Source organism: Kitasatospora sp. NPDC090091 (assembly GCF_044747365.1).
Lineage (GTDB): Bacteria > Actinomycetota > Actinomycetes > Streptomycetales > Streptomycetaceae > Kitasatospora.
On record NZ_JBIVDY010000034.1, the window covers coordinates 49669 to 70057 of the forward strand.

A 20389-nucleotide genomic window follows, 5' to 3' on the forward strand; every position below is an offset into this window, starting at 1 on the left:
TTCTGTGACGGCCGCCTCGTCGCCCCTCCGGGGCGGGGGCAGGGCCGTTAGAGTCCCGACCGTGACCGACACAGCGGGCCTCGCCGCCGACCTCGCCCACGCCACCGACCCTGCCGACGCCGACGCCGCCGGCGCCCACGCCGATGTCGCCGGCGCCACCACCGCGTTCTGGCGCGAGACTTCGCGCACCACCGTCTTCTCGAAGTTCGGCCGAGCCGTCGACCGCGTCGACTTCCGTCTCCCCGACGGGGCGGAGGAGGTCTTCTACCTCAAGCGCGAGCGCCCGGCCGGTGCCGTGCTCGCCCTCACCCCGGACCGGCGCGTCGTCCTCGCCCGCCAGTACCGGCCGGGCCCCGGGCGCGTCCTGTGGGATCTCCCCGGCGGCTACCTGGATCCCGGTGAGCAGGCGGCCGACGCCGTCGCCCGGGAACTGCTGGAGGAGACCGGGTACAAGGGGAACGTCGAGGCGGTCGGGGCCTACTGGCTCGACGCCTACACCGACGCCCGCCGGTACGCCTTCGTCGCCACCGGCTGCGTCCGGGTGGCCGAACCGCAGCTGGAGCAGACCGAGTTCATCGACGTCGTGACACTCTCCCTGGACGAGTTCCGCACCCGGGTGCTCCGCGCGGGACTGATGAGCGACACCGCCGCCGCCTACCTCGCCCTCGACCACCTCCGGCTGCTGTAGGGCGTTGCCGGTCCCTCCTCACGCGGCCGAAGGCCCGGGGTCGCCGGTCAGGGTGCACTTTGCCGCCGCCCCGTGTGTCCGCCCGGGTCGTCGGTCGGTCGCGTCCTAGCGTGGCCCGGAACGATCCGGGGGCCACGCCGCCGGGATCCCGCTCCTACGGAGGCACCTCAACCATGACCGTCAGCCTGCCCGAGCTCACCGGGGACTACGTCCTCGACCCCGTCCACAGCCGGATCGGCTTCGTCGCCCGCCACGCCATGGTCACCAAGGTCCGCGGCGCATTCCACAAGTTCGACGGCACCGCCCACCTCGACGGCGCCGACCCTGCGCGCTCCTCCGGCCAGGTGGTGATCAAGGCGGAGAGCATCGACAGCGGCGTGGAGCAACGCGACCAGCACCTGCGCACCAACGACTTCCTGGACGCTCCGAACTTCCCCGACATCACCTTCCGCACCACCGCGGTCGAGCCGCGCTCCGACACCGACTTCCGCGTCACGGGTGACCTGACCATCAAGGACACCACCCGCCCGGTCAGCATCGACTTCGAGTACACGGGCAACGCCGTCGACCCCTACGGCAACCTGCGGGTCGGCCTGGAGGGATCGGTGACCATCTCCCGCAAGGACTACGGCGTGACGTGGAACGCGGCCCTGGAGGGCGGCGGCGTGCTGGTGGGCGACAAGGTCGTCCTGGAGTTCGACCTCTCCGCGATCAAGCAGGGCTAGGGCGTGTCTGACAATTCGCGTCGCACGCCCGGCGGGAATTGTCAGACACGCCCTAGCGGCACCCGGCCGCTCGGAGCGCGCCGGGCCGTCCGGTGCACGTGGCCGGCGGCGTCACCGTGGTCGACGGCCGCAGGTCAGCGGGGTTGGTCGGGTGCGACTGCGGCCTGGTCGATGTCCTCGTGGGATTCCGGTCCGGAGAGATCAGCCCCCAACCCATGGGGCTCTTCTCCCCGGACCGGTCGGTGTTTCTGAACCGGTGGGAGGGGCGACGGCTCAAGAAGGCCGGCATCGCGCCTCCCGGGGGCGCGCCTTCATCCGGGCCGTTCATCCGGGCCGTCCATCCGCGCCGTCCGTGCGGGCCGGATGAGCACGGCCGGCCGTCGCGCCGGTGCGGACACTCTTGACGGGGTGGGGGATACGGCGTGAGACTCCGGAGCGGGACTTTCTCGATCGCAGGTGGGAGCACGGTGAGGAATGCGGAACCGGTCGCCCTGGGCGCGGCTCATGCCGTCCGCCTGCTGCCGGTGCTGACGTGCCGTCGCCACATCGACCTGCTGCGGGTGTCCAGCAGCATGGCACGGCCGGAGCGCCGTTCGACGGGTAGCCGCGGCCCGGTGGCCGTCCTCGGCTGAGCCCGGCCCCTGCCGACAGCCTGCCGCCCCTTCCCGCCGCTTCCGCCGGACGGTTCCGGCGTCGGCTCGCCGCCCCTTGCGCCATCCCGCTGTCTCCGCCGATCCGCGGCGCGCCCACGCGCGTGCCTCCGCAGCCCGGGAGATCCAACATGTCCGTCTCGTACCCCTCCGCCGCCCTGCCCGCCTTCCGGGGCAGGATCGGCGACGACGCCCGCAGCGGCCACCCCGCCGTGCCGCACCGCTACCGGCTCCACCTCGCGCTCTCCTGTCCGGACGGACTCCGCCTCGCGGTGGCCCACAGCCTGCTCGGCCTCGACGACATCCTTCCGGTGACCGTCCTGCCGGCTCTGCCCGACGCCGCCGACGGCGGCTACCTGGCCCTTCGCCCGCTGTTCGAGGCCGCCTCGCACCACTACCGGGGCCCCGCGTCGGCACCGGCGCTCAGCGACGACTGGAGCGGACGGATCGTCAGCACCGACCCGCGCGGGATCCTCACCGACCTGGCCCGGCGGTTCGACCGCTACGGCGTCGGCCTCCGGCCGTGCGACGCCGACACCGCGATCGAGGCGGTGGAGGAGCTGTGCGACCGGAGCATCGGCGCGCCCGCCCAGCACGCGGGCCGGGCCGACGCCGATCCGGCGTCCCGCGCGGCGGCCCTGGACCGTCTGCTGGGCGGGCTGGACGTGGTCGAGCACCGCCTGGCCGCCCGGGAACACCTGCTGGGCGACGGCCTGACCGTCGCGGACGTGCAGCTCTGGGTGACCCTGGTGCAGCTGGACACCGTGCACCGCTGGCACCTGGACGCCGCCGCGGTGGACCGGATCGCCGACCACCCCCGCCTGTGGGCCTACGCCCGCCGACTCGCCGGCCACCCCGCGTTCGGGCGCCACCTCGACCTGGACGGCATCGCCCGCCGCCACCACGCCGACTGCCGGGGCCGCGAGGGCGCCGGGGCGGCGATGCCGATCGTGGACTGGGCCCAGTACGCGCGGGAACGGGTGCGACAGTCCCGCTGAGCGGGAGCAGGACAGCGGGCAGCGGGGCGGCCCGATCGGGCCGGCGGCCGTCACCGGCCCGAGCAGGCGGACCAGACGCTGCTCCGGCGCCCGCTGACGGGATGACACAATCGACGACGAAACGCCGGCGTGCGGAGCCGCACGCCGCGGATGATGGAGCCTCCTCATGCCGCTGACCTCACAGCCCCTGCGGGCGCTGGGCTTCCTGACGATCGGGCTGTTCGACGAGGCCGATCCCGGCCGCGGCCACACCTCGACGCTCGAACTCATCGAGCTGGGCGAGCAACTGGGCTTCGACAGCGCGTGGGTGCGCCACCGCCACCTGCAGTACGGCATCTCCTCGCCGATCGCCGTCCTCGCCGCGGCCTCCCAGCGGACCAGCCGGATCGCCCTGGCCACCGCGGTCATCCCGCTGGGCTGGGAGAACCCGCTGCGGCTGGCCGAGGACCTCGCCACCGTCGACATCCTCTCCGGCGGCCGCCTCAACCCGGGCGTGAGCGTGGGGCCGCCGATGCACTACGACCAGGTGAAGTCCGCGCTGTACCCCGACACGGACGACCGGGAGGACTTCGGCTTCGAGCGCGTGCGGCGGCTCCTGGACTTCGTGCGCGGTGAGCCGGCCACCGGCTTCGCCGGGGTCGAGGGCTTCGAGGTGTTCTCGGACCGGGTGCAGCCGCACGCCCCCGGCCTCGGCAGGCGGATGTGGTACGGCGGCGGCAGCCTCCGGTCGGCCCGCTGGGCCGCCGAGCACGGGATGAACCTCCTGACGAGCAGCGTGGTGAAGGCCGAGGAGGCCCAGGAGTCCGAGGGCTTCGCGCAGATCCAGCTCTCGCACATCCGGACCTTCCGCGACCACCACCCCGACGGCGAGCGAGCCCGGGTCTCCCAGGGGCTGGTGGTCGTCCCGACCGACACCGCGACGCCCGAGCAGCGCGCGAAGTACCTGGCGTACGCCGACAAGCGGCTGCCGCGCACCCGGGCACCCCAGGGGCCGGGCCGGCTGATGTTCGCGCCCGATCTCGTCGGGACCTCGGCCGAGATCGCCGAACGGCTGTACGCCGACGCCGCGTTCCGCGAGGTCGACGAGGTCGCGTTCGCGCTGCCCTTCACCTTCGGGCACGACGACTACGTCCAGATCCTCACCGACATCGCCACCCGCCTCGGCCCGGCCCTGGGCTGGCGGCCGGCGTCCTGAACGCCGGCTGATGGGCGCCGGCGGATGGACGCCGTCGACGCGTGATGCGGGGTGCGGCGCGGCGGCCCCGGGCGCGGCCTGCGTCAGACTGGCGGCCGGGCCGGGACCAGGCTCTTCCGGTGGACCGTGGAGCTGTGCCGGATCGTCATGCCCACCCGCAGGTAGAGGGCCAGCGCGCCGGTGTCCGAGTGCGTCCAGAGGGTGCAACTGCGCCGGCCCTGCTGCTGGAAGGCGCGGAACGCGTGCCGCAGGAGCAGGCGGGCGATTCCCCGGTTGCGGTGGTCACGGCGGACGGCGACCTGTTCGAGGTACCCCTCGTTGGTGTCGGGAAGGTCCAACGCGATCGCCGCGCCCACCAGTTGGCCGCCGACGTGGGCCAGCACCGACATCGCCGGGGCGAAGGCGGGCCGCTCGACGGTGTGCCGGGCCCACTCCTCGTAGGCCATCCGCCGCGGCTGCCATTCGTCGAAGGCGTCCTGGACGAGCCGGTGAGCGGCGCGTGCGTCACTCTCACCGGCCGCGCCGCCGGGACGGAACGGCCGGACGGCGATGCCCTCGGGAGGTTCCGGCACGGCGGGCGCCGCGCCCCCGGCCAGGCCGAACTCCAGCTGCCACTCCGTCACCATCGGCTCGTAGCCGCGTGATCGCAGCAGGGCGACGGCGGCCGTGTCGCCGTCCGGGACGGTCTGGACGATCTGCCCGCCGCCCGCCTGCCGCGCCCGGGCCTCGGCCCAGTCCAGGAGCGCGGCGCCCAGACCGCGGCCCCGGTGCCCGGGATGGACGTCCACCTTGGACCGGCGATCCACCCAGGCATGCGCGGCCAGCCGCCCGTCCGGGCCGTGGACGAGCAGCGTGTCCGACTCCGGGACCAGGCCCGGCCGGGCGAAGTCGGCGGCGACGCCGCCGGTGTCGGTCTGCGCCCGGCCGTAGAGATCGCGCTCGCAGACGGCGACCAGCCGGTGGACGGCGCCGAGGTCCTCGGCGCTCGCCGGGCGGGCCCGGTAGCCGGTCGGCAGCGTGGGTAGGAGCTCGGACATCGGCGGACACTCCCGGGGTCGCGGACGGCAACGGCCGTGCGGCGCCCGGCCGTGGGCGCCCCACCGGCCCCAGTCTTTCGCCCGCCCCCGGTCGGATCAACCGTGCCGCCGGCTTCGGCTCTTCGCCTGCTTCGGCGCCGGGGCGCGGCGTCCGGTCCGCACTCAGACCTGCTCGAAGTGGAATGCCTTGATGAAGCAGTCGCGCGGCTGGGTGATGGCGAAGAGGATGCACTCGACGATCGACTGGGCCGTCAGCGGGTCGGTCGCCTCCCGGGGAGTGTTCTCCCACTGGTCGGAGAGCGGGTCCGGGTTGTCGAAGTCCGGCGGGTAGAGCGAGATCACCCGCACGCCCCGGCCGCGCAGGCGCTTGGAGAGGATCTCGCCGAACCCGGCCTGCGCGCTCTTGGCCGCGTAGAAGGCCTCGTGGGCGTTCGACCGGTCGTGCCCGGCCGCCCCGCAGGCCGACACCATGGTCACGATGTCCGGACGGTCGGACGCCAGCAGCAGCGGCAGGAAGTTCCGCACCGTCAGGACGGTGCCGGTCGCGCCCGAGGCGATGGTGTCGACTAGGTCCTCGTCCGAGCCGGCGAGGAGATCCGGCCCGGTCAGCCAGCGCGCGCCATTGTTGATCAGGACGTCGACGTGGTCGGTGCGCTCGGCGACGGCGGCGGCGAACTCCCTGATCGAGGCCGGGTCGCTCAGGTTGCACGCGAAGGCGTGGACGGCCTCGTGCCCCAGCGCACGGATCTCGTCCCGGACCGCCTCCGCCGCGGCGAGGCTCCGCGCCGAGAGGAAGACCTCGGCGCCGCTCGCGGCCAGGCGGACGGCAAGCGTGCGGCCGAAGTCCCGACCGGCCCCGGTCACCACGATCCGCCGACCGGCCAGTGCAGTTGCTGTGGACATGCGTCACCACTCCTTGCGCCGGGCGCTCCAGGAGGGCCCGGCCGTCATGTTTCCCGTTTGCGGATGAGTGCGGCCGGCGGTGGAACCGCCTCGCCGCTCGTTCGTTCTGGCCGCTCGCCAGGACCGCAGGCGCTCCGCCCGGCTACACCGCAGGGCCTCGGAAGCCCGGGTAGCCCAGGATGTGCAGCCTCTCGGACGGATCGAGCATGTAGGGGACCACCTTGCCGGTGTCCGTGAACCCGAGCCGCCGGTAGAACGCCCGGGCCCGCGGGTTGTCCTCGTGGACGCCCAGGGTCAGCCACGTGGCCGTGGTGTGCTCCCGGGCGAAGTCGATCGCCGCGTCCATCAGGGCGACGGCGGGCCCGCTCGGGCCGCGGTGCGCGGGCGACACGTACACGCCGTGGACGTGGACGTGGTCCGGGACGTCCGGGATCGGTGCGGCCCCGGCCGTCCCCACCCAGGCGCCGGACCGGTCGCGGGCGACGAACAGCGCCGAATCCTCGGACGTCGCCTCGGCGGCCGCCTTCGCCTGCCAGTAGGCGTCGTCGCGGGCCGCGGCCTCGGCGAGGGACTCGCTGAACGCCTTCGGCGAATTCCGCAGCGCCTCCAGCCGGATCGCGCGGAGCTCGCGCCAGTCCCCGGCGGCAGTTCGCCGGATGCGGTAGGTCATGGTCGTCGTCCTCTTGTTTGCTGCCGTCAGTTCTAGTGGATCAAGGTGCCACGGACATCGGCCGGATGTCCTCGGCCGTGGGTGGCGCGGGCCTACGACCACGGGCGTAGGCCCACGTCATCGGCGGCCCGGCCGGGGCGGGCCGCCGATGCGCCGGCCCCGGGGGCGGTTGCAGGCCCGGGGAGCGGACCATGGATGATCTGCGCTGTGTTGTTCGAGTCCCTGTCCGTCGCCGCGCTGGTCGTGGTGCTGGTCTGCGCAGTCGTCCGTCCGTTCCGCTGGCCGGAGGCCGCCTTCGCGGTACCCGCCGCCGGCCTCGTCGTCGCAACCGGGGCGATCGGCCTGGAAGCGGCGGGGGAGGAGGCCGCCCGGCTGGGCCCGGTGATCGGCTTCCTCGCCGCGGTGCTGGTCCTGGCCAAGCTCTGCGACGACGAAGGGCTCTTCCACGCCTGTGGCACCTGGATGGCCCGCTGGGCCCGGCGCCGGCCGCGGCGGCTGCTCGGCGCGGTCTTCGCGCTGGCCTCGCTGATCACCGCGGCGCTCAGCCTGGACGCGACCGTCGTCCTGCTCACCCCGGTGGTCTTCGCCACCGCCGCCCGGATGGGCGCCCGGCCGGCCCCGCACGCCTACGCGGCCGCCCACCTCTCGAACACGGCCTCCCTGCTGCTGCCGGTGTCGAACCTGACCAACCTGCTCGCCTTCACCGCCACCGGCCTGACCTTCACCCGCTTCGCGGTGCTGATGACGCTGCCCTGGCTGGCCGCCATCGCGGTGGAGTACGCCGTCTTCCGCCGCTTCTTCGCCGCCGACCTCGATGCACCCGTCCGGCCCGGCGACGGACAGGAGCCGCCCGAGCTGCCGCTGTTCGCGCTGGTGACCGTCGGCCTGACGCTGGGCGGCTTCGCGGTGGCCTCCGCCGTCGGCGTCGACCCGGCCTGGGTGGCCGCGACCGCCGCCGCCGTCATGGCCGTCCGCGCCCTGGCCCACCGCCGCACCACCCCGGTCGCGATCGTGCGCTCGGCCGCGCTGCCGTTCCTCGCCTTCGTCCTCGCCCTCGGCGTCGTCGTCCGCGCGGTCGTCGACAACGGCCTCGGCGACGCCCTCGGTGGCCTCCTTCCCGCCGGCACCTCGCTGCCTGCGCTGCTGGGCACGGCCGCCGTCGCCGCGCTGCTCGCCAACCTGATCAACAACCTGCCCGCGGTGCTCGCGCTGGTGCCGCTGGTCGCGCCCTCCGGCGCCGGGGCCGTCCTCGCGGTGCTGCTCGGCGTCAACATCGGCCCGAACCTCACCTACGCCGGCTCGCTGGCGACGCTCCTGTGGCGGCGCATCGCCCACCACCACGAACACGACGTCCCGCTGCGGCAGTTCACCCTCCTCGGCATCCTCACCGTCCCCGCCGTGCTGCTCGCCGCCACCGTCGCCCTCTGGGTCGCCCTCACCACCGTCGGCCCCTGACGGCGGGCCAGCCTCGGGAGACCTGCCCGGCCGTCGCGATCGCCGCGGTCCCCGGGACGGCGCTCGGCCGCCTCGACCGGTTGACGACGGAACTCGACGGCGAGTGCGAGTGGCTGGTGACGAGCGGCGCCCTGCCCGCCGACCTGGTCGTCCGCAACCGCGGGGTCGCCGAGGCCGCGCTGCGGCCGTGGACCCCGGTGTTCACGCACGGCGACCTGCAGATCACTCACGTGTTCGTCGACGGCGGCGAGGTCACCGGCATCATCGACTGGTCCGAGGCGGGCCGGGGCGATGCCCTGTTCGACCTCGCCACCCTGACGCTCGGGCACGAGGAGCACCTCGACGACGTCCTCGCCGGCTACGGCACCGACCTGGACCTCGACGTGATCCGCGGGTGGTGGTCGTTGCGGAGCCTGCTGGTGGTCCGCCGGCTGGTCGAGAACGGCTTCGACCCGTCGGCGCCGGGCTGCGAGGTCGACGTGCTGCGGTCCCGGCTGTGAGGCCGTTCCGGGGGCGTGGTGGCCGACGCGGGCAGTAGCCCGTCCGCACTGGGGAGCCTGCCTGCGGACCCGGGTCGGCGCCGATTAATAAATGAACGGCCATTTACTAACTCTGCTACAGTCGACCGAGAGGAGGAAGCCATGCCACGACCACGCGCCACCAGCGACACCGAGATCCTCGCCGCCACCGGGCGCGCCATCGGCGCCCACGGCCCCGGCAGGCTCACCCTGGCGCACGTCGGCGCCGAGGCCGGCGTCTCCCCGGCAACGCTGTCCCAGCGCTTCGGCTCCAAGCGGAGCCTGCTGCTGGCGTTCGCCGCGGACGCCGCCGCGGGGGCCGCCGAGCCCTACTGGAGGGCGCGGGCCGCGCACGAGTCGCCGCTCGCGGCGCTGCACGCCGCCGCCGACGAGTTCGCCGGTCACATGTCCACCCCCGAGGCGATGGCCAATCACCTCGGGATGCTCCAGCTCGACCTCTCCGACCCCGAGTTCCGAGCCCATGCCGCCGCGCACAGCCGCGCGGTCGACCGGGCGCTGCGGGAGTTGCTCGCCGACGCCGTCGCGGTGGGCGAGCTCCCGCCGGGCACGGACGTGCCGCGCCTGGCGCGCGCCGTCCAGCTCACCACCGACGGCTCGCTCCTGCGGTGGGCCCTCACCGGAGAGGGCGATCCCGCCACCCTTCTCCACGACGACCTCGACCACCTGCTCAGGAGGACCCAGTGACCTTCACCGCCACCGTGTTCATCGGCACCAGCCTCGACGGCTACATCGCCCGCGCCGACGACGACATCGAATGGCTGACCTCGCGCGGCGAGCAGGCCGGCGACCTCGGCTTCTTCGAGTTCCTCGACACGGTCGACGCCGTGATCATGGGCCGCAACACCTACGACAAGGTCGTCGGCTTCGGCGAGGAGAACTGGCACTACGGCGACCGCCACGTGGGCGTCCTGAGCACCACCCTCCCCGAGGACGCCGACCCGCGCATCACCGTCTACCGGGACATGGACGGCCTCCTCGCCGACCTCGACCGGCGCGGGATCAAGCACGTCTACCCCGACGGCGGCCGCCTCATCCAGAGCTTCCTCCGTGCCGGGCGCGTCGAGCAGTTCATCATCAGCGTCGCCCCGGTCCTGATCGGCGGCGGCCACCGGCTCTTCGGCGAACTGCTCCAGGACGTCCCGCTGCGTCTGGACTCGGCCGCCGACGCCGGCGGCGGCTTCGCGCAGCTGCGCTACACCGTCGAGAAGTAGCCGCGCATCCGGGAGGGGGACGAACGGTTCGAACCGGCCGTCGCAGGCCGGCGGGGGCCGCGGGTGACGCGTAGGACGCCACGGCACACCCCGCCACCCACCACCTCCGGACGAAGGCCCCGCACCGATGACCGACGACACCCTCCAGCCGCCCGCGTTCGCCCCGGCTCGCCCACCGCGAGCAGCTCGACGGCGGCCGCGCCCACGCGGACGTCCTCCTCGAACTCGTCTGCGCCGAACCGGCCTTCGGCGCCCCGCCGATCTCCCGCTGACCTCTGCTCCTTCCGCCGGGGCCGTGTCGCTGCTCGCCGAGCCGTGACACGGCCCCGGCGCCGGTCGGCCCGCGGTCAGCGTGCGGACCTTTGTGAGTGATCGTCAAGTTCGCATACCAGTGGGTAAGTTGATGCTTCCAAACCCGTTCCCCGGTGGGGTGCCGACTGCTACGCTCCCGGTCGGCTGACCGAGCCGAGATCCTTCTCCTTCGTGCCCTCGATGGGAGGTGAGGGAACATGTTGAGCTTCTCCAGTCAGGTTGGGAGCACCGCCACCGGCGGTGCGTTCGTCCAGGTTGCGCCGGGAGCCAGCACCACCTGTGGCGGCGGTAACTGCTGCTGCAGCTCGTGCTGCAGCTGGTAGTGACCGGTGTCGGGCGGAGGCGGCTGCCGGCGGCCGCCTCCGCCCGATTCGCACGTCGCACGTCTGCACCTCCGCAAACCCGCACATCCCGTACGCCGCACTGCCGCCCGAAACCCTCGTCGAGCGAAAGGCCGAGATGTCACTGAAGGACTCCGAAGAGGCCGTGTCCGACTACCTGGGCCGGAACGCCCACGTGTCCACCGTGGCGGCGTTCGGGCAACAGCACACCTCCGTGTCGATGTACAGCGCGACGACGGTGGTGCGGGCGCCGGAGTCGGTGGTGCGTGGCCGGTGGAGTGCGGCCGTGCACGGCTTCGTGGGGGAGGAGCTGCTGCTCAACCACCGGCGCAGCGGCCGGGACCTGGGCATGCAGCTGGGGGTGTCGCGGTTCTACGGCCACGACGCCGTCCTCTCCAGCGCGCACAGCGACCTCCAGGAACGGCTGGACGGGGCGATCGCGCTGCCCGCGCACCGGCGGCTGCGCGCCGGCCTCACCACCACGGTGGCCGCGCGGCGCAGCGGGCGGGGCTTCTCCGGGAAGCCCGCCGCCCTGGACGAGTTGGCGACCGTCCTCTGGCACGCGCAGGGCGTCTCCGGCAGTCTTCCGGTGCCCACCGCCCAGGACGGCGACGCCGCCGTGGCGCTGCGCAACGCCCCCTCCGGCGGCGGCCTCTACCCGGTGCGGATTGCGGTCCTCGCCCAGCACGTGAAGGGGCTGGCGCCGGGAGCGTACGAGTACCAGCCGCACAGCCACACCCTGCTGCCGCTCGGCGCGACCCCGGCCCCGGTGGATCTGGCCCGGCAGCTGTTCACGGCGGACGTCGAGCTCGGCAAGGTCGCCTTCGCCCTGGTCTACGTCTACGACCTGTACGCCAACTCGCAGAAGTACGGCGACAGCGGGCTGGTCTTCGCCCTGATCGAGGTCGGCGGGATCTCCCAGAACGTCCACCTGGCCCGGACCGCGCTCGGCATGATCGGGTGCGACCAGGGCGGGTACGACAAGCAGACCCTTGAGAAGACGCTCGGCTGCGACGGCACGTCGCGCCATGTCGTCCACCTGACGCTCCTCGGACACGGAGAGGCCTGATCCATGACCGTCGCACCGTCCGAGCCGGGGATCGTCCTGGCGACGTCCGTCCGGCTCCTGGCCGTCGAGCCGGGGGTCGTCCGGCTGCGCTGGGGCATCTGGAACTTCTCCGAGGTCAACGTCGACCTTCGGGCGGAGTCGCCCGCGGTCCGGGCCGCCATGACCGCGCTGTTCGATACGCTGGCCGCCGGCAAGCCGGCCGACGGGTCGTTCGCAGAGGCCGTCGACCTGACGCCGGTGGAGCGGGCCAACCTCCGGCTGGCCGTCAACGAGCTGCGGCAGGCCGGCTTCCTGGCCCACGACCGTCCGTCCGAGCACGGTGCGGAGATGGCCCGGGCGCTGCTCGGCAACCTCGACCTGTACGGCGCCGGCGAGTCCGTCGACGCCACGGTCGGCTTCGCCGCCGACTCGCCCAGCGCCGCCGCCTACCTCGCCGGCCAGGCGGAGACCCTCGGCGTGCCGCTGGTGCCGCTGCCGGCCGACTTCCTGGACGGGCTGCGCAGCGCCGACCTGACCTCCGGGATGGGCGGCCTGGCCGCGGCGGACGCGCTGAAGCGGCTGAGCGCGGCCGTCGAGCACTGCGACTCGCTCGTCGTCCACCTCGGCCAGGCCTCCATCCTGACCCTGCGCAACCTCAACCGGCTGGTCTGCCACCTGGAGAAGCCGGTGGTGGTCGGGCTGGTCGACGGGCCGTTCGCGACGGTCGTCGGCGCCGAGAGCCCGCGCACCGGCTGCCTGGAGTGCTTCGAACAGCGCTCGCTGGCCCGCCTGGAGGACCACATCGGCTACCACGCCTTCGTCGGGGCCGGCGCCTCCGCCGGCACCGGCCGGGCCAACGGCGTCGAGTCGCTGATCTGCGCGCACCTGGTGAACGAGGCCGTTCTGCTGCGCTCGCTCGGCACCTCGCGGTTCCTCGGCCGGGCGCTCAGCGTCTACCTGCCGACGTACGAGATGCAGGCGCAGGACGTGCTGCGCATCGGCACCTGCCCGGCCTGCGGCCACGTCGCCCGGGACATCGTGCGCGAGATCAACTTCAGCAGCCGGGTCGTCGTCGACCGCCACGTCCGCGAGGCGCTCGGAGGGGGCCGATGAGCGGCATCCCGACCCGCGGCCACCCGGGGATGGCCGAGGCGCTGGCCCGGTACGGGCGGATCGGCGGCAACCAGGGCGGGATCCTGCCCGGCATGCTGGTCTCGGTCGCCGCGATCGACGGCGAGCCGTACCTTCGCTCGGCCACCGCGGCGATGCCGCAGTACCACCGCCTGGCGCTGGGTGACCCGCACCTGCAGATGCAGTACCACCTCGCCGGCTACGGCTCCACCAACGAGGAGGCGGTGACCAGGCTCACCGGCGAGTCGGTGGAGCGCTACGCGGCGATCATGGCGATGCCGCTGTTCGCGGACCGGATCGAGTACGCGTCCTACCGCTCGCTGTCGTCCCGGCACCGCTGCCTGCCGCTGGAGCTGCTGGGCATCTTCGACGCCGAACAGCAGCAGGTGCTCGCCCGGATGATGCACCGCTACTCGCCCGAACTCCCCACCGAGGACGACGTCATCGCGTGGATCGCCTGCCCGTCGCTGACCCGGCCGGGGGAGGAGGTCTACCTGCCGGCGCAGCTGGTCTTCCTCGGCTTCCGCAGCGACGCCCGGGCCGGCGACAAGCTGTTCACCCCGTCCTTCTCCACCGGGACGGCCGCCCACGTCTCGCTGGACAAGGCGCTGCTCGGGGCGCTCGTCGAGGCCGTCCAGATCGACGCCTTCGTCCTCAACTGGTACACCGGGGCCCGGGCGCCGCTGATCGACCTCGACGACGACGGCCGGGAGCTGCTCGCCGCGGCCGGGCTGGCACCGGACGGACCGTACGAGGTGCGGGCGAGCTACCTCACCCGGCCGGACCTGCCGCTGCCGAACATCGGGGTGACCCTGGTACGCCGGGACGGCAGGCTGCCGTACATCGCCTTCGGGCTCCAGGCGGACCCGCAGCCGCGCCAGGCCCTGCTGCGCGGGGCCGCCGAGGCTACCGCGATCCTCGGCATCGGCATGTTCAGCACCGTCTTCGACCTGCCCAACGTGCACTTCGCACAGAACGGTTCGGCGTACACCGACCTGGACACCAACGTGCTCTGGTTCGCCGCGCCCGGGGACGCCGGACGCAAGCTGGCCGCCGTGGAGAGCCGCACCGCCGGGCGGGTCGACTTCGCCGGACTGCCCGGCTACGCGGCAGACGACCGGACAGCGATCCACCGGCTGCTGGCCGACCTCGCCGGTGTCAGCGAGTGGGCGGGCTACCTGGACATCACGCCGCCGGAGCTGGCCGACATGCCGTGGCGGGTGGTCCGGGCGGTCGTCCCGGAGCTGCTGAGCATGTGCCTGCCCGGCTTCCCGCCGAAGGGCCACCCGCGGATGCTGAGCCATGGGGGTGTGACCCATGTGGTCCCACACCCGCTCCCTTGAGTGCCTGGTGCTGGTGGCCAGCGTCGCTCCCGCCGAACTCGTGCGCGTCGCAACGGCGTTCGGCTCCAACGGCGCCGGCGGTGGCCCCGGCGGCGGCCCGGCCTCGGCGAAGGGCGGGTCCGGTGCCGGCGGCGGACGGGGCCGGGCGGCGTGGTTCGCGCTGCTCGGCGCCCCGGCGGCCTACCTGGTGGTGACCGGCCTGGCCCTCGCCGTCGCGGCGAGCGGCGGGTTCACCCCGGACACGCTGACCGACTGGCGGGCCGATGCGTTCTGGCTGCCGGCCGCCGCCCTCGCCGGGGCCGCGCTGGTGGGCGCGGAGTTCCTGGTCGGCGCGGTGCCGCGGCTGCTGCAGGGCGCGCACGGGCTGCGGCTCGCGGTGCACCGTTCGAGCGGTGTGGCGACCCCCGGGTACGCCGCCGCCATCCTGGCCACCGCGGTCGCGGAGGAACTGCTCTACCGGGGCCTCTGGACCGGCCTCCTGCACCAGCGCCTGGAGCTGCCGACCGGTGTGGCGATCGCCGTCGCCGCGCTGGCGTACGCGCTCGGGCACCTCTTCTTCGGCGGCCTCGCCGTCGTGCAGAAGACGCTGTCCGGCGCCGTCTTCGGCGTGCTCCTGGTGGTCTCCGGCAGCCTGGCGGTACCGCTGGTCGCGCACCTCGCCCAGAACGCCGCCGTCCACCTGCTGGCCGTCCGTCAGGAGCGCGCCGCCCTCCGCACGGCGGACGGCAACGCGGCGGCAGCCGGCACGCGGGAGGCGGCCCGATGAGCGCGCCCGGGTACGCCGGACTCTGCGCCGTCGTCGTCGCCGGCTGGCTGGCGCTGTACCGCGTGCCGTTCAACGACCCCGCCCGGCGCCGGCGGACGGCACTGCGGCTCGCCGGCCGGACCGGACAGAGCCCGGACGCCGCCTTCGCGGTGTTCGGCACGGTGCTGTACCTCGCGCTGGGCGCGCTGGCGCTGACCGCACTGCTCGCGGCCACCCCGCTCTCCCTCGACGACCTGGTCGGACGGCCCACCCCGGCCACGGCGCTCGCCCTGCTGCTGGCGGTCCTCGGCACCTCCAGCGCCAACATCCTCTGCGTGTCGCTGCTCTACCGGGCCGATCCGCGGGTCGACGTGCCGGGCGAGATCGCCCGCATCCAGTGGATCGCGTCGATCCTCGCCCTGCCCCGGCACTACCGGTGGATCATCCCGGCGGCCGCGGCCCTGTTCGAGGAGCTGCTCTTCCGCGGCGCGGTCCTGCTGGGGCTCGGCTCGCTCGGCAGCGGCTTCGGCGTCGCCCTCGCGGTCAGCACCTGTCTGTTCGCCGCCGGCCAGGTCGCCCTCGTCTCCACCCCGGTCCAGGCGTACGTGCTGGGCACGTCGAGCGTCACCCTCGGCGTGGTCGGCGGCCTGCTGACCGCGGCCACCGGCGGCATCCTGCCCGCCCTGGCCCTGCACATGTCCTTCGCCGGCTTCTACACCCACCTCAGCGCCTCCGCGGGAGCGCGCACCCCCGCCCCCAGGAGGATCAGCTTGTGACCGTGAACCAGCCGTCCGCCGATCCGGCGGTGGAGGAGGCGGACGCCGGGGCCGTCGTCCGGGTCGACCGACTGACCGTCACGTACGGCGCGTTCACCGCCGTGCGCGACGTCTCCTTCCGGATCCCCGCCGGGGAGGTGTTCGGGCTGGTCGGGCCGAACGGCGCGGGCAAGACCTCGGTCGTCGAGGCGGTCGGCGGGTTGCGCCGGCCCGCCCGGGACGGCGCGATCTCGGTCTGCGGCCACGATCCCCGTACGGACCGCGAGGCCGTCACCCGGTTGGTCGGGATGCAGCTCCAGGAGTCGCAGTTCCCCAGCCGCGCCCGGGTGGGCGAGCTGTGCGAGCTCTACGAGGCGATCTACCGGGCGCCCGGGGCGTCCACCGCGCTGCTGGAGTCCTTCGGCCTCGCCGACCGCCGCCGCAGCCTGATCGCCGACCTCTCCGGCGGCATGCGCCAGCGGCTCGCGCTGGCCCTCGCCCAGATCGGCGACGTCCGCCTGGTCGTCCTCGACGAGCTCACCACCGGCCTCGACCCGCACCAGCGCCGGGAGACCTGGCGCTCGGTGCTGGACCTGGCCGCGCGCGGCGTCGCGGTACTGCTCACCTCGCACGCGATGGACGAGGTCGAGGCGCTCTGCGACCGGGTCGGCGTGCTGCGGGCCGGCGAGCTGGTCGCCCTCGACGCGCCGGCGCGCCTGACCGAGGCGCACGCGGGCCCGTCCACCTTCACGGTCGACCTGCGCGCCGCCGCGGACGGCGGCGGGAGCGGGGCCGGGGCAGTGGCCGGGTCGGCGGCCGGGCGAGGGGCCGGAGCGATCGAGCAACGGCTCGACGGCCTCGGGCTGGCACGGCTGCCCGGCGGGCCCGACCGGCTGGAGTTCACCGGGACCTTCCCGGCCGACTACGACCGCATCGTCCGCCTGCTCGCGGACGCCGGGCTCCCGCCCTCCGCGGTGAGCCGCCGGACGCCGACCTTCGAGGACGCCTACCTCAACCTGGTCGGCGGCACCGTGCGCAAGGAGGTGGCCTGAGATGGCGACACTGTGGCCGATCCTCCGGTTCGAGTCGCGCAGGATGCTGCGCAACTTCGCCCCGGTGTTCTTCGCCCTGGCCTTCCCGGTGCTGATGCTCTGCATGTTCGGCGGCATCTACGGCAACAAGCCGTCCGAGCAGTTCGACGGGCGCGGCACGGTGGACATGTCGGTGCCCGCCTACCTCGTCCTGGTGGTCTCGGTCACCGGGCTGATGAGCTTCCCGCTCGGGCTGGCCGAGTACCGCGACCGCAAGGTCCTGAAGCGCTTCCGCGCGACACCGGTCGACGCCTCCGCCTTCCTGGTCGCGCAGGGGCTGGTGAACATCGCGCTGAGCCTGGTCGGCGCGTTCCTGCTGGTGGTGGCCGGGTACCTGTTCTTCGACCTGAACCTGCCGAGCTCCGGCGGCGCGCTCGCCGCGACGGCCGGCACACTCCTCCTCGCGGCGCTCGCGATGTACGCGGTGGGCGGCGTGGTCGCCGCGGTGGCGAAGTCGGAACGGGTGGCGGTGGCCGTCGCCAACCTGGTCTACTTCCCGATGATCTTCCTCTCCGGGGCGACCATCCCGCTGCAGATCTTCCCCTCCGGCATGAAGGCGATCAGCGACGCCCTGCCGGCGACGTACGCGGTGAAGCTACTCCAGCACGCCTGGCTGGACAGCGCCACCGACGTCGCGCTCGACCTCGGCGTGCTCGCGGGCGTCGTCGTGGTCGGCGGAGCCGCCGCCGTCCGGCTGTTCCGGTGGGAGTGACCGTGACCGCCGCCCACCCCCCGCTCGCCGAGCAGGTGCCTGCGACCGCCTTCCTCACCGCGCTCGCCCGCGCCGAGGCGACGGCCGACCCGCGCGGCGGCCTGCGCGACCTGTACGCCGAGCGGTTCGCCGCCCACTGCCCGGCCGCCATCCGCCGCGTCACCCGGCACACCGCCGGGACGTCCTCGCTGGTGGCCCGGACGGTGGCCGTCGACGGGCTGCTCGCCGGCCTGCTCGGCGATCCGCTCGGCGATCCGCCCGGTGACCGGGGCGCGGAGGGGGGCGCGGGCGGCGGCAGGGTGGCGCCCTGGGAGGTCTGCGTCAACCTCGGCGCGGGCTTCGACGCCCGTCCCTACCGCCTGGCCTGGCCGGCCCACTGCCGGGTGATCGAGATCGACTGCGCGCCCGTGCTCGACCTCAAGGACCGCCTGCTGCCGGCCGGGGCCGCGCCCGTCCCGGTCGAGCGCCTGCGCTGCGACCTCCGTGACCTCACCACTCTGGCCGGGCTCCTGCGCCCCCGCACGGCCGGCCGGCGGGTCTTCCTCCTCGCCGAGGGCCTGCTCACCTACCTGCCGGACGCCCAGGTCCGCGCGCTCGCGGCGGAGCTGGCCGGGATCGGCACCGCCTGGATCTGCGACGTCCTCTCCGTTGCCTCCGCGCAGGGCCTCACCGCCGCCGCCCACACCGCCGGGACGCCGCTGACCATGCACGGCCTCGCCGACCTCACCCCGTTCGAGGCCGCCGGCTGGCGCTGCGACCACCTCGACCTGCTCCCCACGGCCCAGCTCTCCGCGCGCCCCGGCGCCACCACCAACCTCCTGCCCGACAGCGTGCTCCGGCTGCGCCGGCACCCCTGATCCCGGGGGCATGCGCCGGACCTACCGCCGCGAGCCGGGCTCACGCCTCGCCGTGAGGGCGCCGACGCGCGGCGGCGCCCAACCAGCCGGACGACCGTCATATCACCTGGAGGTAAGGCTCGTTCCGGCCGCTGCAGCCGGGGTGTTCGCCGGGGGAACGAGGTCGTCGAGGGCGCCGACGCAGTCGAGGGCGGCACGGGCGGAGCGCGGCAGCATGACCGCCTCGTAGGCGCGGACGGCGTCGCCGACGGTGGGCTCGGTGAGCAGGGCGTGTGCGAGGTCGGCGCCGTCGAGCATGGCGAGGTTGGCGCCGAGCCCGACCGGGGGCAGCAAGTGCGCGGCGTCGCCGAGGAGTGTGATGCCGGGGGTGTGCTCCCAGGTGTGCGGGGCGGGCAGGTCGTACAGGGGGCGGTGGACGAACGGGCGGTCGTTGTGGCGGAGCAGGTACCTCAGCTTCTCGTCCCAGCCGTCGAACATCGTCAACAGCCGGGCGCGGACGGCCGCCTGGTCGTCGAGGCCCTCGCCGCGGTGCCAGTCCTCCGGAACGCGCACCGCGGCGTAGCCCCGGATGTGGCCGTCGCTGTTGCGCTGGGCGACCAGGGCCCCGCCGGCGGACCTCGCGAGCATCGTGCCGGGGCCGACCAACCGGGCGAGGTCGGGGTGGCGGCGGTCGCAGTCGTCGAAGCCGGCCTCGACGAACGTGACGCCGGTGTAGACGGGCCTGGCGTCCGACAGGGCCGGTCGGACGCGTGACCAGGCGCCGTCGGCGCCGACCACCAGGTCGGCGTCCTCGGTGGTGCCGTCGGCGAGGTGCAGGCGCCAGGTGCCGTCGCCGAGCGGGGTGACCTCGCTGATGCCGTCACCCCATCGGACGGCGTTCGCGGGGAGCGAGTCCAGGAACAGTCCGCGCAGCTGGCCGCGGTCGATCTCCGGGCTCTCCTCGGTCGGCCCCGGGATCTCCCCGTCGTGGTCCGGCCCGGTGGCGGATCGCGCCACTCCGGTGAGCGGCTCGACCACGCGCCATTCCTGGCCCTCGGGCCGGGCGAGCGCGTGGAAGCGGTCGAGCAGGCCGGCCGCGCGCAGCGCGACCTGGCCGCTTCCGGCGCGGATGTCGAGGGTGCCGCCCTGGCCGCGGGCGGTGGGTGAGGCTTCGCGTTCGAAGACGGTGACGGGACGGCCGTGGTGGTGCAGGACGGCGGCCAGGGCGAGGCCGCCGAGGCCGGCGCCGACGACGGCGATGCGCGGGGCGCGGGTGGAGTTCATGGGAGGTCCCCCCTATGACGGTGGATGAGCCGGGTGGGCCCGGCCTCGTCCACAAAAACACACCCACTCCAAAAGTGCAATCACTACACTTTTGAAGTGGGTTCACCGTGGAGTACGGTGGACCGGTGACCGAACCGACCGGGCGCCGCGAGCGCAAGAAGGCCCAGACCCGCCAGGCGCTGGCCGACGCCGCCCTCGAACTCTTCCTCGACCGCGGCTACGACCAGGTCGGGGTCAAGGACGTCGCCGACGCCGCCGACGTCTCCGTGACCACGCTGTTCAAGCACTTCCCGGGCAAGGAGGCGCTGGTCTTCGACGAGGAGGGCGACCTCGAAACGGCCCTGGTCGCCGCCGTCCGGGACCGTCCCGCCGGCCGGTCGATCCCGCACGCCCTCCGTGAGCACCTCCTGCTGGCCGGGACCAGGCTCGCCGTCAAGGCCGCCGATCCGCGCTTCGCCGCATTCACGCAGATGATCCAGGACACCCCGGCCCTGCGGGACTACGCCCGGCGCATGTGGACCCGCCACGAGGCCGCCCTGGCGCTCGCCATCGCGACCGAGGTCGGCGCGCCCGAGGACGACGTCACCTGCGCCGCCCTGGCCCGGTTCGCGTTGGAGGCCCGGGTGCTCTTCCGGCGGCACGCCGACCCCCGCCGCGCCGCCGAGGAGGCCTTCGCCCTGCTCGAACCCGGCTGGGCGGCCCGGTATCCGGGCCACTGAC

At 74.1% G+C, this 20389-nt stretch carries 20 protein-coding genes and 2 pseudogenes; 18 read left to right on the forward strand and 4 right to left on the reverse strand.

The window, feature by feature from the left end; translation table 11 throughout:
• Positions 1-61: 61 nt before the first annotated feature.
• The 5 genes from ACIPSC_RS36675 to ACIPSC_RS36695 all read left to right on the forward strand — a co-directional run bounded on the left by ACIPSC_RS36675 (position 62) and on the right by ACIPSC_RS36695 (position 4256).
• Positions 62-688 carry an NUDIX hydrolase gene (locus tag ACIPSC_RS36675; protein WP_400833914.1) on the forward strand — a complete coding sequence of 209 codons (627 nt, stop codon included), beginning with the start codon at positions 62-64 and terminating at the stop codon, positions 686-688.
• A 173-nt stretch (positions 689-861) separates the two neighbouring features.
• Positions 862-1413 carry a YceI family protein gene (locus ACIPSC_RS36680; RefSeq protein ID WP_400833917.1) on the forward strand — a complete coding sequence of 184 codons (552 nt, stop codon included), beginning with the start codon at positions 862-864 and terminating at the stop codon, positions 1411-1413.
• A 467-nt stretch (positions 1414-1880) separates the two neighbouring features.
• On the forward strand, positions 1881-2045 hold the full coding sequence (locus tag ACIPSC_RS36685; protein WP_400833920.1) for a hypothetical protein: 165 nt from the start codon (positions 1881-1883) through the stop codon (positions 2043-2045).
• Positions 2046-2194: 149 nt separating this feature from the next.
• Positions 2195-3061, forward strand: coding sequence for a glutathione S-transferase C-terminal domain-containing protein (locus ACIPSC_RS36690; RefSeq protein ID WP_400833923.1), 867 nt, complete (start codon positions 2195-2197; stop codon positions 3059-3061).
• A gap of 166 nt (positions 3062-3227) precedes the next feature.
• Positions 3228-4256: an LLM class flavin-dependent oxidoreductase gene (locus tag ACIPSC_RS36695; RefSeq protein WP_400833926.1), complete on the forward strand. Its 1029-nt coding sequence runs from the start codon at positions 3228-3230 to the stop codon at positions 4254-4256.
• A gap of 83 nt (positions 4257-4339) precedes the next feature.
• Here ACIPSC_RS36695 and ACIPSC_RS36700 read toward each other — a convergent pair whose 3' ends face one another.
• From ACIPSC_RS36700 to ACIPSC_RS36710, 3 genes are all read right to left on the reverse strand, one after another.
• Complete coding sequence (locus tag ACIPSC_RS36700; protein ID WP_400833929.1) at positions 4340-5293, reverse strand: GNAT family N-acetyltransferase; 954 nt, start codon at positions 5291-5293, stop codon at positions 4340-4342.
• Between the two features lie 162 nt (positions 5294-5455).
• The gene (locus ACIPSC_RS36705; protein ID WP_400833932.1) at positions 5456-6196 is read right to left on the reverse strand and encodes an SDR family oxidoreductase; all 741 of its coding nucleotides are present in this window, start codon (positions 6194-6196) and stop codon (positions 5456-5458) included.
• 142 nt (positions 6197-6338) lie between these two features.
• On the reverse strand, positions 6339-6866 hold the full coding sequence (locus ACIPSC_RS36710; RefSeq protein ID WP_400833935.1) for a GNAT family N-acetyltransferase: 528 nt from the start codon (positions 6864-6866) through the stop codon (positions 6339-6341).
• Positions 6867-7061: 195 nt separating this feature from the next.
• Here ACIPSC_RS36710 and ACIPSC_RS36715 point away from each other — a divergent pair.
• From ACIPSC_RS36715 to ACIPSC_RS36770, 12 genes and pseudogenes are all read left to right on the forward strand, one after another.
• Positions 7062-8237: pseudogene (locus ACIPSC_RS36715) on the forward strand (SLC13 family permease); the annotation flags it as partial.
• Positions 8159-8821 (forward strand): annotated as a pseudogene (locus ACIPSC_RS36720) (aminoglycoside phosphotransferase family protein); the annotation flags it as partial. The pseudogenes ACIPSC_RS36715 and ACIPSC_RS36720, both read left to right, overlap by 79 nt.
• A gap of 141 nt (positions 8822-8962) precedes the next feature.
• Positions 8963-9544 carry a TetR/AcrR family transcriptional regulator gene (locus tag ACIPSC_RS36725; protein ID WP_400833938.1) on the forward strand — a complete coding sequence of 194 codons (582 nt, stop codon included), beginning with the start codon at positions 8963-8965 and terminating at the stop codon, positions 9542-9544.
• The gene (locus tag ACIPSC_RS36730; RefSeq protein ID WP_400833941.1) at positions 9541-10071 is read left to right on the forward strand and encodes a dihydrofolate reductase family protein; all 531 of its coding nucleotides are present in this window, start codon (positions 9541-9543) and stop codon (positions 10069-10071) included. Before ACIPSC_RS36725 ends, ACIPSC_RS36730 begins: the two co-directional genes overlap by 4 nt.
• Before the next feature lie 798 nt (positions 10072-10869).
• A complete protein-coding gene (locus ACIPSC_RS36735) occupies positions 10870-11793 on the forward strand; it encodes a SagB/ThcOx family dehydrogenase (protein ID WP_400833944.1) in 924 nt (307 codons plus the stop codon).
• 3 nt (positions 11794-11796) lie between these two features.
• Positions 11797-12885 carry a hypothetical protein gene (locus tag ACIPSC_RS36740; protein ID WP_400833947.1) on the forward strand — a complete coding sequence of 363 codons (1089 nt, stop codon included), beginning with the start codon at positions 11797-11799 and terminating at the stop codon, positions 12883-12885.
• Positions 12882-14246 carry a YcaO-like family protein gene (locus tag ACIPSC_RS36745; protein WP_400833950.1) on the forward strand — a complete coding sequence of 455 codons (1365 nt, stop codon included), beginning with the start codon at positions 12882-12884 and terminating at the stop codon, positions 14244-14246. Before ACIPSC_RS36740 ends, ACIPSC_RS36745 begins: the two co-directional genes overlap by 4 nt.
• The gene (locus ACIPSC_RS36750) at positions 14221-15012 is read left to right on the forward strand and encodes a type II CAAX prenyl endopeptidase Rce1 family protein (protein ID WP_400833953.1); all 792 of its coding nucleotides are present in this window, start codon (positions 14221-14223) and stop codon (positions 15010-15012) included. Before ACIPSC_RS36745 ends, ACIPSC_RS36750 begins: the two co-directional genes overlap by 26 nt.
• Positions 15009-15767: a type II CAAX prenyl endopeptidase Rce1 family protein gene (locus ACIPSC_RS36755; protein WP_400833956.1), complete on the forward strand. Its 759-nt coding sequence runs from the start codon at positions 15009-15011 to the stop codon at positions 15765-15767. The genes ACIPSC_RS36750 and ACIPSC_RS36755 overlap by 4 nt, the downstream gene beginning before the upstream one ends.
• Positions 15764-16798 (forward strand): ABC transporter ATP-binding protein, encoded by a 1035-nt coding sequence (locus ACIPSC_RS36760; protein WP_400833960.1) that lies wholly within the window; start codon positions 15764-15766, stop codon positions 16796-16798. Before ACIPSC_RS36755 ends, ACIPSC_RS36760 begins: the two co-directional genes overlap by 4 nt.
• Position 16799: 1 nt before the next feature.
• Entirely contained in the window at positions 16800-17549 is a 750-nt protein-coding gene (locus ACIPSC_RS36765) for an ABC transporter permease (RefSeq protein ID WP_400833963.1), read from the forward strand.
• A 2-nt stretch (positions 17550-17551) separates the two neighbouring features.
• Positions 17552-18406 (forward strand): class I SAM-dependent methyltransferase, encoded by an 855-nt coding sequence (locus tag ACIPSC_RS36770; RefSeq protein WP_400833966.1) that lies wholly within the window; start codon positions 17552-17554, stop codon positions 18404-18406.
• Between the two features lie 102 nt (positions 18407-18508).
• Here ACIPSC_RS36770 and ACIPSC_RS36775 read toward each other — a convergent pair whose 3' ends face one another.
• Positions 18509-19669 carry an FAD-dependent oxidoreductase gene (locus ACIPSC_RS36775; protein ID WP_400833969.1) on the reverse strand — a complete coding sequence of 387 codons (1161 nt, stop codon included), beginning with the start codon at positions 19667-19669 and terminating at the stop codon, positions 18509-18511.
• Positions 19670-19794: 125 nt separating this feature from the next.
• Between ACIPSC_RS36775 and ACIPSC_RS36780 the strand changes: the two genes are divergently transcribed.
• Positions 19795-20388, forward strand: coding sequence for a TetR/AcrR family transcriptional regulator (locus ACIPSC_RS36780; protein ID WP_400833972.1), 594 nt, complete (start codon positions 19795-19797; stop codon positions 20386-20388).
• Position 20389 lies beyond the last annotated feature (1 nt).

Bases quoted from the DNA above. Each gene is read 5' to 3' on its own strand.
- ACIPSC_RS36690 (WP_400833923.1), top strand. From the start codon at position 2,195: ATGTCCGTCTCGTACCCCTCCGCCGCCCTGCCCGCCTTCCGGGGCAGG.
- ACIPSC_RS36745 (WP_400833950.1), top strand. From the start codon at position 12,882: ATGAGCGGCATCCCGACCCGCGGCCACCCGGGGATGGCCGAGGCGCTG.
- ACIPSC_RS36775 (WP_400833969.1), bottom strand. From the start codon at position 19,669: ATGAACTCCACCCGCGCCCCGCGCATCGCCGTCGTCGGCGCCGGCCTC.
- ACIPSC_RS36725 (WP_400833938.1), top strand. From the start codon at position 8,963: ATGCCACGACCACGCGCCACCAGCGACACCGAGATCCTCGCCGCCACC.
- ACIPSC_RS36755 (WP_400833956.1), top strand. From the start codon at position 15,009: ATGAGCGCGCCCGGGTACGCCGGACTCTGCGCCGTCGTCGTCGCCGGC.
- ACIPSC_RS36710 (WP_400833935.1), bottom strand. From the start codon at position 6,866: ATGACCTACCGCATCCGGCGAACTGCCGCCGGGGACTGGCGCGAGCTC.
- ACIPSC_RS36700 (WP_400833929.1), bottom strand. From the start codon at position 5,293: ATGTCCGAGCTCCTACCCACGCTGCCGACCGGCTACCGGGCCCGCCCG.
- ACIPSC_RS36680 (WP_400833917.1), top strand. From the start codon at position 862: ATGACCGTCAGCCTGCCCGAGCTCACCGGGGACTACGTCCTCGACCCC.
- ACIPSC_RS36740 (WP_400833947.1), top strand. From the start codon at position 11,797: ATGACCGTCGCACCGTCCGAGCCGGGGATCGTCCTGGCGACGTCCGTC.
- ACIPSC_RS36765 (WP_400833963.1), top strand. From the start codon at position 16,800: ATGGCGACACTGTGGCCGATCCTCCGGTTCGAGTCGCGCAGGATGCTG.
- ACIPSC_RS36705 (WP_400833932.1), bottom strand. From the start codon at position 6,196: ATGTCCACAGCAACTGCACTGGCCGGTCGGCGGATCGTGGTGACCGGG.
- ACIPSC_RS36750 (WP_400833953.1), top strand. From the start codon at position 14,221: ATGTGGTCCCACACCCGCTCCCTTGAGTGCCTGGTGCTGGTGGCCAGC.
- ACIPSC_RS36695 (WP_400833926.1), top strand. From the start codon at position 3,228: ATGCCGCTGACCTCACAGCCCCTGCGGGCGCTGGGCTTCCTGACGATC.